This is a genomic window from Pseudomonas costantinii, from assembly GCF_001870435.1.
Taxonomy (GTDB): Bacteria; Pseudomonadota; Gammaproteobacteria; order Pseudomonadales; family Pseudomonadaceae; genus Aquipseudomonas; species Aquipseudomonas costantinii.
On sequence record NZ_MDDR01000037.1, the window covers coordinates 14,309 to 27,485 of the forward strand.

The window sequence follows — 13,177 nt, forward strand, 5'->3', positions numbered from 1 at the left end:
GTGGGCGATTGTTACCGAACAGCGGTAGAATCCCCGCTCTTTACTTATCCACAAGTGGCCGAGCTGTGCTTATCGAGTCCCGACGTCGCGCTTACTTGACTGCCATGCAGGTGGTCAACTGGCTGCCCCGCACCGAACTGCCGTTTGCCGCCCCGTCGCGGCCCGAGCTGTTGCAGGCGCTTGAGCCCTATGAGGCGTTCGAGTCGTCGGGCGAGGAGGCGGCTGCGCCGGTGGTGGTGGTCAAACCCACGCCCGAGGCTCGCCCTGCGGTCGAGCGAGCGAAGATCGAGGTGCCGCGCCCGTCGCCGGTGGCCAAGGCAGTGGTGGCCGAAGAGGCTGCACCGGTGGTTAAAGCCCCGGTAGTACCGCCGCCGCGCTTTGCCCTGCAATTGCTGCGAGCCGGGCGTTGCCTGCTGCTGGTGGAACTGCCCACCGGCGAGCGCTTCCAGACCCGCGACCCCGCTTACATGCTGCTTAAAGACATGCTGCGCGCTGCCGGCCTGCCCGACAGCCCGCAAATCGTCGGCGACCCGGTGCGCTGGCCACTGCTGGTGCGCGGCACCATGGACCAGGGCCCCGAAGCCGCTCGAGATTTTGTGCAAGGTTTTGTGTCGGCACGTCTCGAAGACGAGCCCTGTGTGTGCTTGTGGCTGATCGGCCTGCCCGCCGTGCGTTTTGCCGGTGAAGCGAATGCCGAAGCCTGGTACCGCGAACTGCAGGTCGAAGGCCTGGGCTCGGTGTGGGCCCTGCCGGGCCTGGAATTATTAATGGAAGAGCCACAGCGTAAGGCTGATGTCTGGCAAGCCATGCGCCGGCTGATGGCGCGCTGGAAAACAACCGATGAGTGAGGCTTTATCCTTTCGCCCGATGACCGAGGCCGACCTCGACGCCGTGCTGAAAATCGAATACGCGGCGTTTAGCCACCCCTGGACCCGCGGGATCTTCCTTGATGGGCTGGGCAAGTACCAGATCTGGCTGATGTTCGACGGCGAGCAGCAAGTAGGCCACGGCGTGGTGCAGATCATCCTTGATGAAGCGCACTTGCTGAACATCACCGTAAAACCGGAAAACCAGGGCCGTGGCCTGGGCCTGGCGCTGCTCGAACACCTGATGTCCCGGGCGTATGCCGCCAGCGCGCGGGAATGCTTCCTGGAAGTGCGCGATAGCAATACGGGCGCATTCCGCCTGTACGAGCGATATGGCTTCAACGAAATCGGGCGTCGGCGCGATTACTACCCCGCGGTGGGTGGTCGAGAAGACGCAGTCGTGATGGCCTGCACGCTCGTCGACTAAACACAACACCCAATGTGGGAGGGTGCAAGCCCCTCCCACATTGGGAACGACGGTGTGTCAGCGATTGCCATCCACCGGATCGATATCCGCCAGCTCCGCCTCATCCAACCCATTCCCGCCGCCAATCTCATCTTCGTCCACGATGCTCAAGTCGTAATCCGCCGGGCTGTCTTCACCTTCCTCCCAGGCATCCCGGGCGCCATCCTCACGGATCAGGGTTTGCGGGCTCATATCATCCTCGTTCGGCTCCTGATCATCCGCCGAATCCCCTGCAAGGCCAGCCTCGCGTAGCCGTTCGTCGGGTATCAGGCGCTCACGCGTTCGACGCGGAATTTCATCGCCGATTTCCGTCGACGGCTCTTCCTCATCAAAATCCAACTCGCGCATCGACCCCATGCGGTCTTCGTTGTCATCAATCGGCTCCGGTTGCGTGGCACCGAAAGGGCGTCGTGATTCAGTCATGGCCAATCCTCATACTGTGGGGCTTATAGTGTGTGGACAGGCACGGCGCCCCAAAGATTCAAGCTAAACCGCCCAGCTATTCTCAAACAGGGCGTGACCCGGACGAGCGGTTGTCTGTCACACAGCTGCGCATCATTCCTGAGGCTTTCCCTGATGAACGAACTACAAGACCTGCTTGATAACAACGAACGCTGGGCGGACGCGATCAAACAGGAAGATCCCGAATTCTTCGCCAAGCTCGCCCGCCAGCAAACCCCGGAATACCTGTGGATCGGCTGTTCCGATGCCCGCGTACCGGCCAACGAGATCGTCGGCATGTTGCCGGGTGATCTGTTTGTACACCGCAACGTGGCCAACGTGGTGCTGCACACCGACCTCAATTGCTTGTCGGTGATCCAGTACGCAGTTGACGTGCTCAAGGTCAAACACATCCTCGTTACTGGCCACTATGGCTGTGGCGGTGTGCGTGCCTCGATGCAGGACCGCCAGTTCGGCCTGATCGACGGCTGGTTGCGCACTATTCGTGACCTTTACTACGAAAACCGCGACGTGCTGGCTCAGTTGCCGACTGAAGAAGAGCGCGTCGATCGCCTGTGCGAATTGAACGTGATTCAGCAAGTGGCCAACGTCGGCCACACCAGCATTGTGCAAAACGCCTGGCACCGTGGGCAGAGCCTGTCGATCCATGGTTGCATCTACGGCATCAAGGATGGCCGCTGGAAGAGCTTAAATACCACCATCAGTGGTTTCGAGCAGTTGCCGCCGCAATATCGCTTGCGTCCGTTGGGTGAGGCTTAACTGCCGTCACGGGTGTGCCACTGTTCCAGGAATTTTAGACCTTCTGCGTTAATTTGCTCCTGGTGGCCTTTGATCCATCCTCGGCAATTGTGCGCGCGGCATTGACACGCAAATTGCCGGGGCAGTATGTCCGCCGTGACGGAGTGATCAATTGTCAGTAACGCCCCGGCCTGGATGTGGCACAGCGACCATAGCTCCAGAAAGTCGGCGTCCAATAGTGCGTTGGGGTCGCACGAGTGGGCTATCAGTCCGCAAAACCAGCAGTCGAACAGATAAATGTGCGAAGAAATTTGAAACGTGTTCGGGCGGCGCTCTCGGGTTGCATATCCAGACACGTTGGTGATGCGTGTTCTGCTGTCGAAGGGCACGCGGGACTGAATGCCTGTTGCTTGACCGTTTTGATCGTGCACCACTTGAAAATGAAGCGTTGAGGGGTAGCGCTCGGGTGATGTTGTCGCAAACGGGTAGATGCAGGCAGCGCCAGCATGATTAGCCTTATCCATGGCTTGAATTTTCATCACTCTCCCTGGCTGGGCTGCATGGACTTGCGAACGGGGTCTGACTGCCAGTCTTGCAGCGAATGGGCGCCGCTCAAGACTCGCTGAACATGTCGCTGATTTCTACTGTCAACGTTGACAGTAGAAATCAGCGGTTTTTTGTGCAAATCACAGCGCTGGCGCTGCGATGGCAGGTGCTGGGGCGGCATTTTTCAGCTGTTTCAACTGGGCCTTTACAGTGGGCGTGGCACATTTTGCATTGGCTTGCTCCGGGGGCAGGTTGCGCACCGAGGTGTAGAACAATTCACAGGTTTGCTCCTTGCGCGTGACCTGCCAGGTGTTCATGCAGGCCTTGAGCAATACATTCGGATCGCTCGCGGGTTTCTGGCCCATCCCGGCCTGCCAACAGGCGGCGCTCAAATCCTGGCCCATCACCTTCAAACCGGCTTCGTCGGCTTTCTGTTCATTGCCGTCATAGGTCGCCGGATCAGCCGCATACCAGATGTAACTCGGGTGGTTGGCACCCAAGACCGACACGGTTTTACCCGCTTCCGGACTGATCTGCGCCAGGCCCAGCACGCCCACGGTCTGGCCGTATTGTTGCTTGATCCAACTGCGCACGGGGGCGCCGAACGCCACCATCGGCAATGAGCCGCTGGCGTGCTGGCTTAGCTCCTTGACCATGCGTGTCTGGTAATCGGTGAAGTAGCTGTAGACGTTTTCCAGATCCTTGCCCGCGTTTGAGGGCGCGGCGATAGGCGCGATATCGATAATGGTCTGGTAGGCCGGTGTCTCGGTGGCGGGAATGCCATTGTCGCTGAGCAAGGTTGCCCAGCGGTCGGTGGTGGCCGATTCAAGATAGTCCTGGGCCTGCGTCAGCGAATAATCCGGCGGGAAGTGCAGCAACTCGATGCTTTTGCGGTTTTCCAGTGCCATGCCCAGCGGCAGGAACAGGTACCAGTTGTACGCCCATTTGCCGTCGCTGTTGAGCTTGCTGGCGCCTTGGTACGCCAGGTCGGCGGTATTGAGCAATGTGGTCAAGGGCTGGCCGTAGTGCTCAGGCACGCCGCTGAAGGTTGCCGACACCTGGCCGTCGTGGCTCTTCACGCTGACCTTGGCCCGGCTGTAACCGTCACGCTGCAGGCTTTGGTTCAGATAATGCTCGGCGGTCTGCTCCAGCGTCCATGGCCGAAAGCAGATCACGTTGCAATTATTGGGGAAAGCGAACAACTGGGTGACACGTTGCGTGCTGCCCAGTGGTACTTCGATGTCGGCTTGTACGACCGCACTGACGAGCAGTGCGGCCAGGGTGAAGGACAGCCTGGTCGGTTTAAACATAGTTGGTTCCTTGTCAGCGAAAGCCCACCTGCACACAGTAGCGGTTGACCAGGAAAACCGCGTGTTAAATCAGCAAACGTGTCGCTAATGGATAAGAAAACCTACACGTTGAACTGCAAGGCGTTGCTTAAGTCGCCCATGGGTTTCTGGCCGCGGGCGGTCATCGCGTCATCGCGTTGCTTGAGGCCGTCCAAGGTCTCAAGCTGGAACACCCGAGTGATCAAGCGCAGGATCGACGCGGTGTCGTAAATCGTATGGTCTACCGTGCCTTTGCGGGCAAACGGCGAGACCACCACCGCCGGAATCCGCGTGCCGGGGCCCCAACGGTCACCCTTTGGCGGTGCGACGTGGTCCCACCAGCCGCCGTTTTCGTCAACCGTGATAATCACCACCATGTTTTTCCACTGCGGGCTTTCCTGCAGTACCTTCAGTGCGCGGGTGATATGGCGATCGCCCGAGGCTACGTCGGCATAACCGGCGTGCATATTGAGGTTGCCTTGAGGTTTGTAGAAGGTCACCGCCGGCAGTGTTCCCGCTTGGGCATCAGCCAGGAAGTGATTGGTGCTCGGCTCATCGCCCAGGCCGCCATCGCGCAGGCGTTTTTTGCGCTCCGCCGGGTTTTCCGGACCTTGCTGCTTGAAGTAGTTGAACGGCTGATGGTGATACTGAAAGCTCGGAATCTTCGGAATTGCCAGCGAATCCTTGTGCTCGTCGATCGTTGCCTGCCAGGCACCGCCGTACCAGGCCCAATCGACGTTCTTCTTCGATAGCTTGTCGCCGATGTGTTCGTGAGACTGCGGCACCAACACGCTGGGCAGGTCGGGTTTGGCGTAGTCCGGGCGCTCCGGATCGCGGATCCAGGTAGGCCAATACGGCGGCGCCATGGTGTTCACCGCATAGCCGTCCGGCGTCAGTGCGCTGGGGCCAAATTGCGGCGGGCCGGTCATGGCACTCGCCGGGGACTTGTCCAGTGGCTTGAGGCGCGTGCCGGTCGGGTCGTCACTCTGCAGCGTGGCGATTTGCGATTTGGCTACTGAGTTGGCAGCGTCCGGGTAAAACGGCACTTGTGCACTGATCAAGTATTGGTGGTTGAGGTACGAACCGCCAAAGGCGCCCTGGAAGAAGTTGTCGCAGAGCACGAACTCCTTGGCGACGTCCCACAGGCGCAGTGAGTAGCGTGTTTGCGGGTAATGGCCAAAGGTCAGGGCGCCCGAGTCGGCCCAGGCGACAAACTGGTCGTTCTTGCCACCATTGATCTGCATCTGATTCTGATAAAACACGTGCCACAGATCGCGGGTGATCAGGCCCAGCGGCAGGTCTTCGCCGTCCGGGCCCTTCAATGCGTAAGGTGCGTTGGGCAAGTGTTCTTGATATTGGGTGGCGACGGGGTAAACCACCCCGTCAATCGTCTGCGGCCCAAGTTGAGTCACGCCGCCCCATACCTCCGGCAGCGTATCCAGCAAGCTGCCGTCGCGGTCGCGTTGCTGGTAATCGGCGGGTTTGAGTGCGGACAGTGGGCTTTCCACGCCGGGGAAGTCGGCAAACAGGTTGTTGAAGCTGCGGTTCTCGCCGTAGATCACCACCACATTCTTCACGTTGTCGTGCAGGGCTTTGTCCAACTCGGCAGGAGACAGTTCGCGTTTGGTTACCGGGCCTGGCTGATCAGCCGGGCCACCGCAGGCGCTCAGGGTCGCCCCGACGCCTAGTACGGCAACCCCTCCTAGAAAGCGCCGACGGCTAGAGTCGGGGAGGGTGTCGGAAGTGTTTTTTGGGGCGTTCCGGTCTTCTGTTTCGTCGGTCATCCGAGGCTTCTCACTGCTGTTTTTGGTTTATTTATTGCTGGATGTTTCGGTGAAATGGCATCAAATATGGCAAAGCTTAAACGCTTGAGTCTATAAGGCGAGGCCTTAGGGCATAAGAGTTTTGGTGATGACCAATGGGTTTCGTAATGTGGCCGCGTTGCAACGCAATCCTGTGCACCTTGATCGGTGGGATGCCGATCAAGGTGAAAGAGGCGTGCCGGGCCTGGGGGGAAGCTTAAGCAGGCAATGTGACAGAAGCGTTTACGGCATCACAGGCGGCAGGTATTTGAGCGTCGTTCCCAACGCCCACAGCAGGAACAACACTAACGGCGTATGGACCAGCAATTGCACAAACGAGAAGCCAATCAAATCCCGTGCCTTCAACCCCAACACGCCCAGCAGCGGCAGCATATAGAACGGGTTGATCAGGTTCGGCAGCGCCTCGGCGGCGTTGTAGATCTGCACTGCCCAGCCCAGGTGATATTGCAGGTCATTGGCCACTTGCATCACGTAAGGCGCTTCGATGATCCACTTACCGCCGCCCGACGGAATAAAGAAGCCCAACACCGCCGAGTACACGCCCATCAACAGCGCATAGGTGTCGTGGGAGGCGATGGACGTGAAGAACAACGAGATATGGTGTGCCAGGGTCTGGCCGTCACCGCCCTTGACCACAGTCATCAGCGCGGCGATCGAACCGTACAACGGGAATTGGATCAGCACGCCGGTGGTGGTGGGCACCGCGCGGGCCACTGCATCCAGGAAGCTGCGCGGGCGCCAGTGCAGCAGCGCGCCAACCATGAGGAACAGGAAGTTATAGGTGTTGAGCCCCGAGATCGCGCTGATCGCCGGCTTGGTTGAGAACTCATGGAACAACCAACCGGCTGCCAGCAAGGCCAGCAGAATGGTCAGCAATGGACTGTGCTCCAGCCATTCACCTGGGCGGGTTGGCGCTTGAGGCTTGGGCAGATTGAACGCCGGATCGACGCCGCAGGCCTTGGCATCGCGCGCGCTGTTCGGGCCGGGCGCGGTAGCGTAGGCGATGATCAGCGAGACCACGATCAGCGCCAGCAACAGCACGCCGGACTGCCACAGGAAGATAGTTTCGGTGAACGGGATCATCCCGGTGATCGACAGGATCGACGGCGGCAGGCTGGCCGGGTTGGCCTGCAACTGCGCGGCCGACGACGACAGCCCCAATGCCCACACCGCGCCAAGGCCCAAATAAGCAGCGGCACCGGCAGCGCGGTAATCCATACGCAAATCCGTACGACGGGCCAGAGCACGCACCAGCAAACCGCCGAACACCAGGGACAAGCCCCAGTTGAGCAGGGACGCCACCATGGAAATCAACGCCACCCAAGCCACCGCCGAGCGACCGTTTTTCGGGATACGCGCCAGTCGGTCGATCAGTTTTACGGCGGGCGGCGAGCTGGCGACCACATAACCGCCGATCACCACAAAGGCCATCTGCATGGTGAACGGGATCAGGCTCCAGAACCCGTCACCAAAGGCTTTGGCGGCTTCGGTCGGCGCGGCGCCCATGCCGAGGGTCGCTACGGCGACGATGATCACGGCGAGGGCGGCAAACACCCAGGAGTCAGGAAACCAGCGTTCGGCGAAGTTGGAACAACGCAGGGCAAATCGGGCATAGCGGCTTTCTTCGATAGCATCGGCCACGAGTCATTCCTCTTATATTTATTAGGGTTCAGGCAGTTTTCCGGCATGTTCCGCTACGGCCATTGATATGGGAATGCAGTTATCTTCATCGATCCATGAGGAAAACAAATATATCTGTCGCGATTGCCATCATCCGGCTCAACTCATAACCTGCACGCCATTTTGTTTGTCTGCCGAGCCTCCACATGACTGCCACCTTTTCTCCACAGGCGCAGCGTTTTTCCCGCTCCGATTACAAAACCCTGGGTTTGGCCGCCTTGGGCGGTGCCCTGGAAATCTACGACTTCATTATTTTCGTGTTCTTCGCGCTGACCCTCAGCCAACTGTTCTTCCCCCCGGAAATGCCCGAGTGGCTGCGCCTGCTGCAAAGCTTCGGCATCTTCGTCACCGGCTACCTGGCGCGCCCGTTGGGCGGCATCCTGATGGCGCACTTCGCCGACCACCTGGGGCGCAAGCGTGTGTTCAGCCTGAGCATCCTGATGATGGCCTTGCCCTGCCTGCTGATCGGGATCATGCCAACCTACGCGCAAATCGGTTATTTCGCACCGCTGATACTGCTGGCGCTGCGCGTGTTGCAAGGCGCCGCCGTGGGCGGTGAAGTGCCCAGCGCCTGGACCTTCGTCGCCGAACACGCGCCGAGGAATCATCGCGGTTACGCTCTGGGCTTCCTGCAAGCTGGCCTGACGTTCGGCTATTTGCTCGGCGCACTGACCGCGACATTGCTGGCGCAAGTCTTCACCCCCGCCGAAATCCTCGATTACGCCTGGCGCTTTCCTTTCCTGCTCGGCGGTGTCTTCGGTGTGATTGGCGTATGGCTGCGCCGTTGGCTCAGCGAAACCCCGGTGTTCCTCGAAATGCAGGCTCGCCGCCAAGCCGCCGCCGAAATGCCGCTGCGTACCGTGCTGCGCGAGCATCGCGCCGTGTTGCTGCCGGCGATGATCCTCACCTGCGTGCTCACCTCCGCCGTGGTGGTACTGGTGGTCATCACCCCGACCATGATGCAGAAAACCTTCGGCATGAGCCCCAGCCACACCTTTGCGTTGAGCGCGCTGGGCATCGTCTTCCTGAATATCGGCTGCGTACTCGCCGGTTTGCTGGTGGACCGCATCGGTGCCTGGCGCGCGGTGCTGGTCTACAGCTTGCTGCTGCCGGTGGGAATTGCAGTGTTGTACGCCAGCTTGATCAGTGGCGGCACCTGGCTGGGCGCGGCGTATGCCGTGGCGGGCTTGAGTTGCGGGGTGGTGGGCGCGGTGCCGTCGGTGATGGTCGGCCTGTTTCCGGCGCAGGTGCGGGTGTCCGGGATTTCCTTCACCTACAACATCGCCTACGCGCTGTGGGCGAGCACCACACCGCTGCTGTTGATTGCGCTGATGCCAACCAGCCCGTGGATTTGCGTGGGCTATAGCGTGGTGATGGGCGCGGTGGGCGTGGTGAGTGTGGCGCTGTTCAGTAAGCGCCACACCTTGGCGGCCTGAAACTCAGGTCAGGAAGTGCCAGAGCAGCAGCGTACCGATCAGGCCGACGACGGAAACAATGGTCTGCAACACCGACCATACCCAGATTGTCTGCTTCAACTGCAAGCCAAAATACTCACGCACCATCCAGAATCCAGCGTCGTTGACGTGGCAGAAGAACACCGAGCCGGCGCCAATCGCCAACGCCACCAATGAGCTTTGCGTAGCGGCCAACCCCGCCATCATCGGCGCGAGGATGCCTGCGGTTGTGGTGGTAGCGACCGTCGCCGAGCCGGTCGCCTGGCGCAGGGCCACGGCAATCAACCAAGCCAGCAACAGATACGGCATGTGGGCGCCTTCGGCGACCTTGCTGATGGTCTGGCTGACGCCGGCGTCCAATAGCGTTTGCTTGAGACCGCCGCCGGCGCCGATGGTCAGCAACAGCACGGCGATCGGTGCGAGGGCTTTGCGCAGAGTGTTGCCGACGTCGGCGCGCGGCATGCCGGCGGCCCAGCCCAGGCAGATCACGGCGGCAATCACGGCCAGGCCGAGAGCGATCAGCGGTTCACCGAGGAACTTCAAGGTCAGTGCCACTGGGCTTTCCGGCGACATGGCGACCTTGGCCAACGTGCTGCCGAGCATCAAAATCACCGGCAATAAAATGATCAGCAACGACACGCCGAAACTCGGCTGGCGCGGCGCTTTGGGCGGCGCGCTGAACAGCGCGCCGATGTCGGCCGGTTCATCCACGTGCAGGCGCTTGGACAGCCAGTTGCCGTAGATCGGCCCGGCCAGAATCACCGCCGGTACCGCCAGGCAGAAACCCAGCAACATCGTCAGGCCGAGGTCGGCGTGCAGCGCGCCCACAGCAATCAGTGGCCCAGGGTGCGGTGGCATCAGGGCGTGCAGGGTGGTCATACCGGCGAGTGCCGGGATCGCGATTTTCAACAGCGGCTGGTTCGAACGTTTGGCCATCACGAAGATGATCGGGACCATCATCACCAGGCCCACTTCGAAGAACAGTGGCAGCCCGATCACCATGGCCACCAGCGCCATTACCCACGGCAGCGACTTGCCTTTGCCCAACCCGAGCAGGGTGGTGGCAATGCGGTCGGCCGCACCGGATTCCGCCATCAACGCGCCGAGCATCGAACCCAAGGCAATGATGATCCCGGCTTCACCGAGGATCGCCCCGGCGCCTTTGCTGAACGCCTTCGCGACTTCTTCAGGAGGCAATCCTGCACCGACACCGGCGATGAACGTGCCGATCAAAATCGACAGAAATGGCGGCAGTTTGGTCGCGCTGATCAGCACGATGATGCTGGCGATGGCCAGCAATATGCAAAACATGAGGCGGGTGTCGTGAACCATCCACGCGGCAGTCGATAACTCCAAAACGGGACTCCTTATCGAACAGGTTGGCTAATTTGTTTCTTTTTGTGTCCTGCTCGAAAAGCATACCTGATAGAACTGTTCCAGAGCGCTCGTGTGCGATTTTGGTGCGCCTAATGTAACGGCGTGCTGGCGCCCGGATGACAAATCTGCAAGCCATGCCCGGGGATTTGGCCTATAGCTCTATGATTAACGGACCACACACCACGAGGACATTTCATGAGCGCAGGACACAGCCACGCCCAAGTACGCGCCGGCCACGAACGCAAGTTATGGATCGCCCTGGGGCTGACCGGCAGCTTCATGATTGCCGAAGTCATTGGTGCTTTTGTCACCGGTAGCCTGGCGTTGCTGTCTGACGCGGCCCACATGATGACCGACGCCCTGGCCCTGGCGATTTCCTTGGTGGCCATCCAGGTAGCCAAGCGCGCGGCCGACCGCAAGCGTACTTTTGGGTATGCGCGCTTCGAGATACTGGCGGCGGCTTTCAATGCGTTGCTGCTGTTCGCCGTGGCGTTCTACATCCTGTATGAGGCCTATCAACGATTGCAGGCGCCGGCCGAAATCCAGTCCACCGGCATGCTGGTGATTGCGCTGCTGGGGCTGATCGTCAACCTGATCTCCATGCGCCTGCTCAGCGCGGCCAGCGGCGAGAGCCTCAACGTCAAGGGCGCCTACCTGGAAGTCTGGAGCGACATGCTCGGCTCCATTGGCGTGATCATTGCGGCGGTGGTGATCATGTTGACCGGCTGGGGCTGGGTCGACTCCGTGGTGGCGGCGGCCATCGGGTTCTGGGTATTGCCACGTACCTGGACGCTGCTCAAGGAAAGCATGAACGTGCTGCTGCAAGGCGTGCCTGATGGGATTGATATCGATCAGGTGGAACAGGCCATTCGCGGTGTGCCTGGGGTTAAGGACATCCACGACCTGCACATTTGGGCCCTGACCAGCGGTAAGAATGTGCTGAGTGCGCATCTAGTTGCAGATTCGTCCCAGGGTACTGAGCAACAGATCCTCACGCGGGTGACGGAATTGCTGCACGAACAATTCGATATTTCCCACGTCACCCTTCAGGTCGAGGGTGAGGGTTTTCAGCACGACGACCACGACGAGGTGCATGCCTGATCCGGGCTAACGGATTTGTAATGTTCTGCCCACCGCCCTGATAAGTACCGAAAGCTACATTGCCCCCGCTGGGAAACCTCAGCGACTTCATGGGCGTGGAACTCTCGTTATGGCAATTTCCGTTAGAACACTATTGGGGGCGACGGCGTTGTGGGCGGCCGCAAGCGTTGCCCAGGCGCAAACCCTCACCCTCGATTCAGCGCTGCAAACCGCCTTCGCCAACAACCCGGACCTGGCCGCTGCGCAATGGGAAATCGACATTGCACAAGGTGGCCGCCAGCAGGCCGGGTTGATCCCTAACCCGGTGGCCTCCTGGGATGCCGAAGACACTCGCCGCAACTCTCGCACCACTACCGTAAAACTCAGCCAGACCCTGGAGCTGGGTGGTAAACGCAGTGCTCGGATTGAAGTGGCCGAGCGTGGCCAGGATGCTGCCGCGCTGACCTTGGAACAGCGTCGCAATGGCCTGCGCGCCGAAGTCATCGACGGCTACTACGGCGCCCTTCGCGCCCAGGAACGCCTCGACCTGGCGCAACGCTCGATGGCCTTGGCCGAGCGTGGCCTGGTGGTCGCCAATGGTCGCGTCACCGCCGGCAAATCATCGCCGGTGGAAGCCACTCGCGCCCAGGTGCAATTGTCGGAGATTCGCCTGGAATTCAACCGTGCGCAGATCGGCCTGACTGATGCCTATCGCCGTCTGGCTGCCAGCACGGGCAGTGCAACGCCTGATTTCCAGGCTGTCGCCAAGCAAAGCCAATCCACGCCGCCCTTACCTGCGGCCACGCAGTTGCTGGCGCGTCTGGAGCAAACCGCCGAACTGCGTCTGGCCGAACTGCAAATCCTGCAGAGTGAAGCCAGCGTAGGCCTGGAAAAAGCCCAGCGCATTCCCGATCTCGATGTGTCCATCGGCAGTCAATACGACGCCAGCGTGCGCGAGCGGGTGAACCTGGTGGGCGTGTCGATGCCGATTCCGTTGTTCAACCGCAACCAGGGCAATGTGCTCGCTGCCAGCCGCCGCGCCGACCAGGCCCGCGACCTGCGCAACGCCGCCGAACTGCGCCTGCGCACCGAGACCCGCCAAGCCCTGGACCTGTGGCAGACCGCGAATACCGAGGTGCGCGCGTTCAACCAGCAAATTCTGCCCGCTGCCCAAAGCGCGGTGGACAGCGCCACCCGTGGTTTCGAGATGGGCAAGTTCAACTTCCTCGACGTGCTCGACGCCCAGCGCACCTTGATCGCCGCCCGCACCCAATACCTCACGGCGACTGCCCAGGCCACCGATGCCTGGGTGCGTATCGAACGGATTTACGGCGATCTCGCCCGGTTTTGATTTTTT

Annotated in this window: 12 protein-coding genes; 6 read left to right on the forward strand and 6 right to left on the reverse strand. The window is 60.5% G+C overall.

Going from position 1 to position 13,177, the window contains the following annotated elements:
* Window positions 1-104: 104 nt before the first annotated feature.
* Together BFL40_RS21405 and rimI are read left to right on the forward strand one after the other, a co-directional pair.
* A complete protein-coding gene (locus BFL40_RS21405; RefSeq protein ID WP_071485802.1) occupies window positions 105-848 on the forward strand; it encodes an energy transducer TonB in 744 nt (247 codons plus the stop codon).
* On the forward strand, window positions 841-1,293 hold the full coding sequence (gene rimI / locus BFL40_RS21410) for a ribosomal protein S18-alanine N-acetyltransferase (RefSeq protein WP_071485803.1): 453 nt from the start codon (window positions 841-843) through the stop codon (window positions 1,291-1,293). Before BFL40_RS21405 ends, rimI begins: the two co-directional genes overlap by 8 nt.
* 57 nt (window positions 1,294-1,350) lie before the next feature.
* Here rimI and BFL40_RS21415 read toward each other — a convergent pair whose 3' ends face one another.
* Complete coding sequence (locus BFL40_RS21415) at window positions 1,351-1,755, reverse strand: serine kinase/phosphatase (protein WP_071485804.1); 405 nt, start codon at window positions 1,753-1,755, stop codon at window positions 1,351-1,353.
* Between the two features lie 153 nt (window positions 1,756-1,908).
* Between BFL40_RS21415 and can the strand changes: the two genes are divergently transcribed.
* Window positions 1,909-2,553, forward strand: coding sequence for a carbonate dehydratase (gene can, locus BFL40_RS21420; RefSeq protein WP_025856499.1), 645 nt, complete (start codon window positions 1,909-1,911; stop codon window positions 2,551-2,553).
* Here the strand turns inward: can and BFL40_RS21425 are convergent.
* The 4 genes from BFL40_RS21425 to BFL40_RS21440 form a co-directional block, all read right to left on the reverse strand.
* Window positions 2,550-3,071, reverse strand: a complete 522-nt coding sequence (locus BFL40_RS21425) for an SET domain-containing protein (RefSeq protein WP_071485805.1) — start codon at window positions 3,069-3,071, stop codon at window positions 2,550-2,552. The two genes, can and BFL40_RS21425, sit on opposite strands and share 4 nt — an antisense overlap.
* A gap of 147 nt (window positions 3,072-3,218) precedes the next feature.
* On the reverse strand, window positions 3,219-4,388 hold the full coding sequence (locus tag BFL40_RS21430) for a hypothetical protein (RefSeq protein ID WP_071485806.1): 1,170 nt from the start codon (window positions 4,386-4,388) through the stop codon (window positions 3,219-3,221).
* 101 nt (window positions 4,389-4,489) lie between these two features.
* Window positions 4,490-6,190 carry an acid phosphatase gene (locus tag BFL40_RS21435; protein WP_071485807.1) on the reverse strand — a complete coding sequence of 567 codons (1,701 nt, stop codon included), beginning with the start codon at window positions 6,188-6,190 and terminating at the stop codon, window positions 4,490-4,492.
* A 261-nt stretch (window positions 6,191-6,451) separates the two neighbouring features.
* The gene (locus BFL40_RS21440) at window positions 6,452-7,870 is read right to left on the reverse strand and encodes a short-chain fatty acid transporter (protein ID WP_071485808.1); all 1,419 of its coding nucleotides are present in this window, start codon (window positions 7,868-7,870) and stop codon (window positions 6,452-6,454) included.
* A gap of 185 nt (window positions 7,871-8,055) precedes the next feature.
* On the opposite strand from BFL40_RS21440, the gene BFL40_RS21445 reads away from it, so the two are divergent.
* Window positions 8,056-9,345 (forward strand): MFS transporter, encoded by a 1,290-nt coding sequence (locus tag BFL40_RS21445; RefSeq protein ID WP_071485809.1) that lies wholly within the window; start codon window positions 8,056-8,058, stop codon window positions 9,343-9,345.
* Window positions 9,346-9,348: 3 nt separating this feature from the next.
* On the opposite strand, the gene BFL40_RS21450 is transcribed toward BFL40_RS21445, so the two are convergent.
* Window positions 9,349-10,719 carry a GntT/GntP/DsdX family permease gene (locus tag BFL40_RS21450; protein WP_071485810.1) on the reverse strand — a complete coding sequence of 457 codons (1,371 nt, stop codon included), beginning with the start codon at window positions 10,717-10,719 and terminating at the stop codon, window positions 9,349-9,351.
* A gap of 216 nt (window positions 10,720-10,935) precedes the next feature.
* Between BFL40_RS21450 and BFL40_RS21455 the strand changes: the two genes are divergently transcribed.
* Both BFL40_RS21455 and BFL40_RS21460 read left to right on the forward strand, forming a co-directional pair.
* Complete coding sequence (locus tag BFL40_RS21455; RefSeq protein ID WP_071485811.1) at window positions 10,936-11,841, forward strand: cation diffusion facilitator family transporter; 906 nt, start codon at window positions 10,936-10,938, stop codon at window positions 11,839-11,841.
* Between the two features lie 109 nt (window positions 11,842-11,950).
* Window positions 11,951-13,171, forward strand: coding sequence for a TolC family protein (locus tag BFL40_RS21460; protein WP_071485812.1), 1,221 nt, complete (start codon window positions 11,951-11,953; stop codon window positions 13,169-13,171).
* Window positions 13,172-13,177 lie beyond the last annotated feature (6 nt).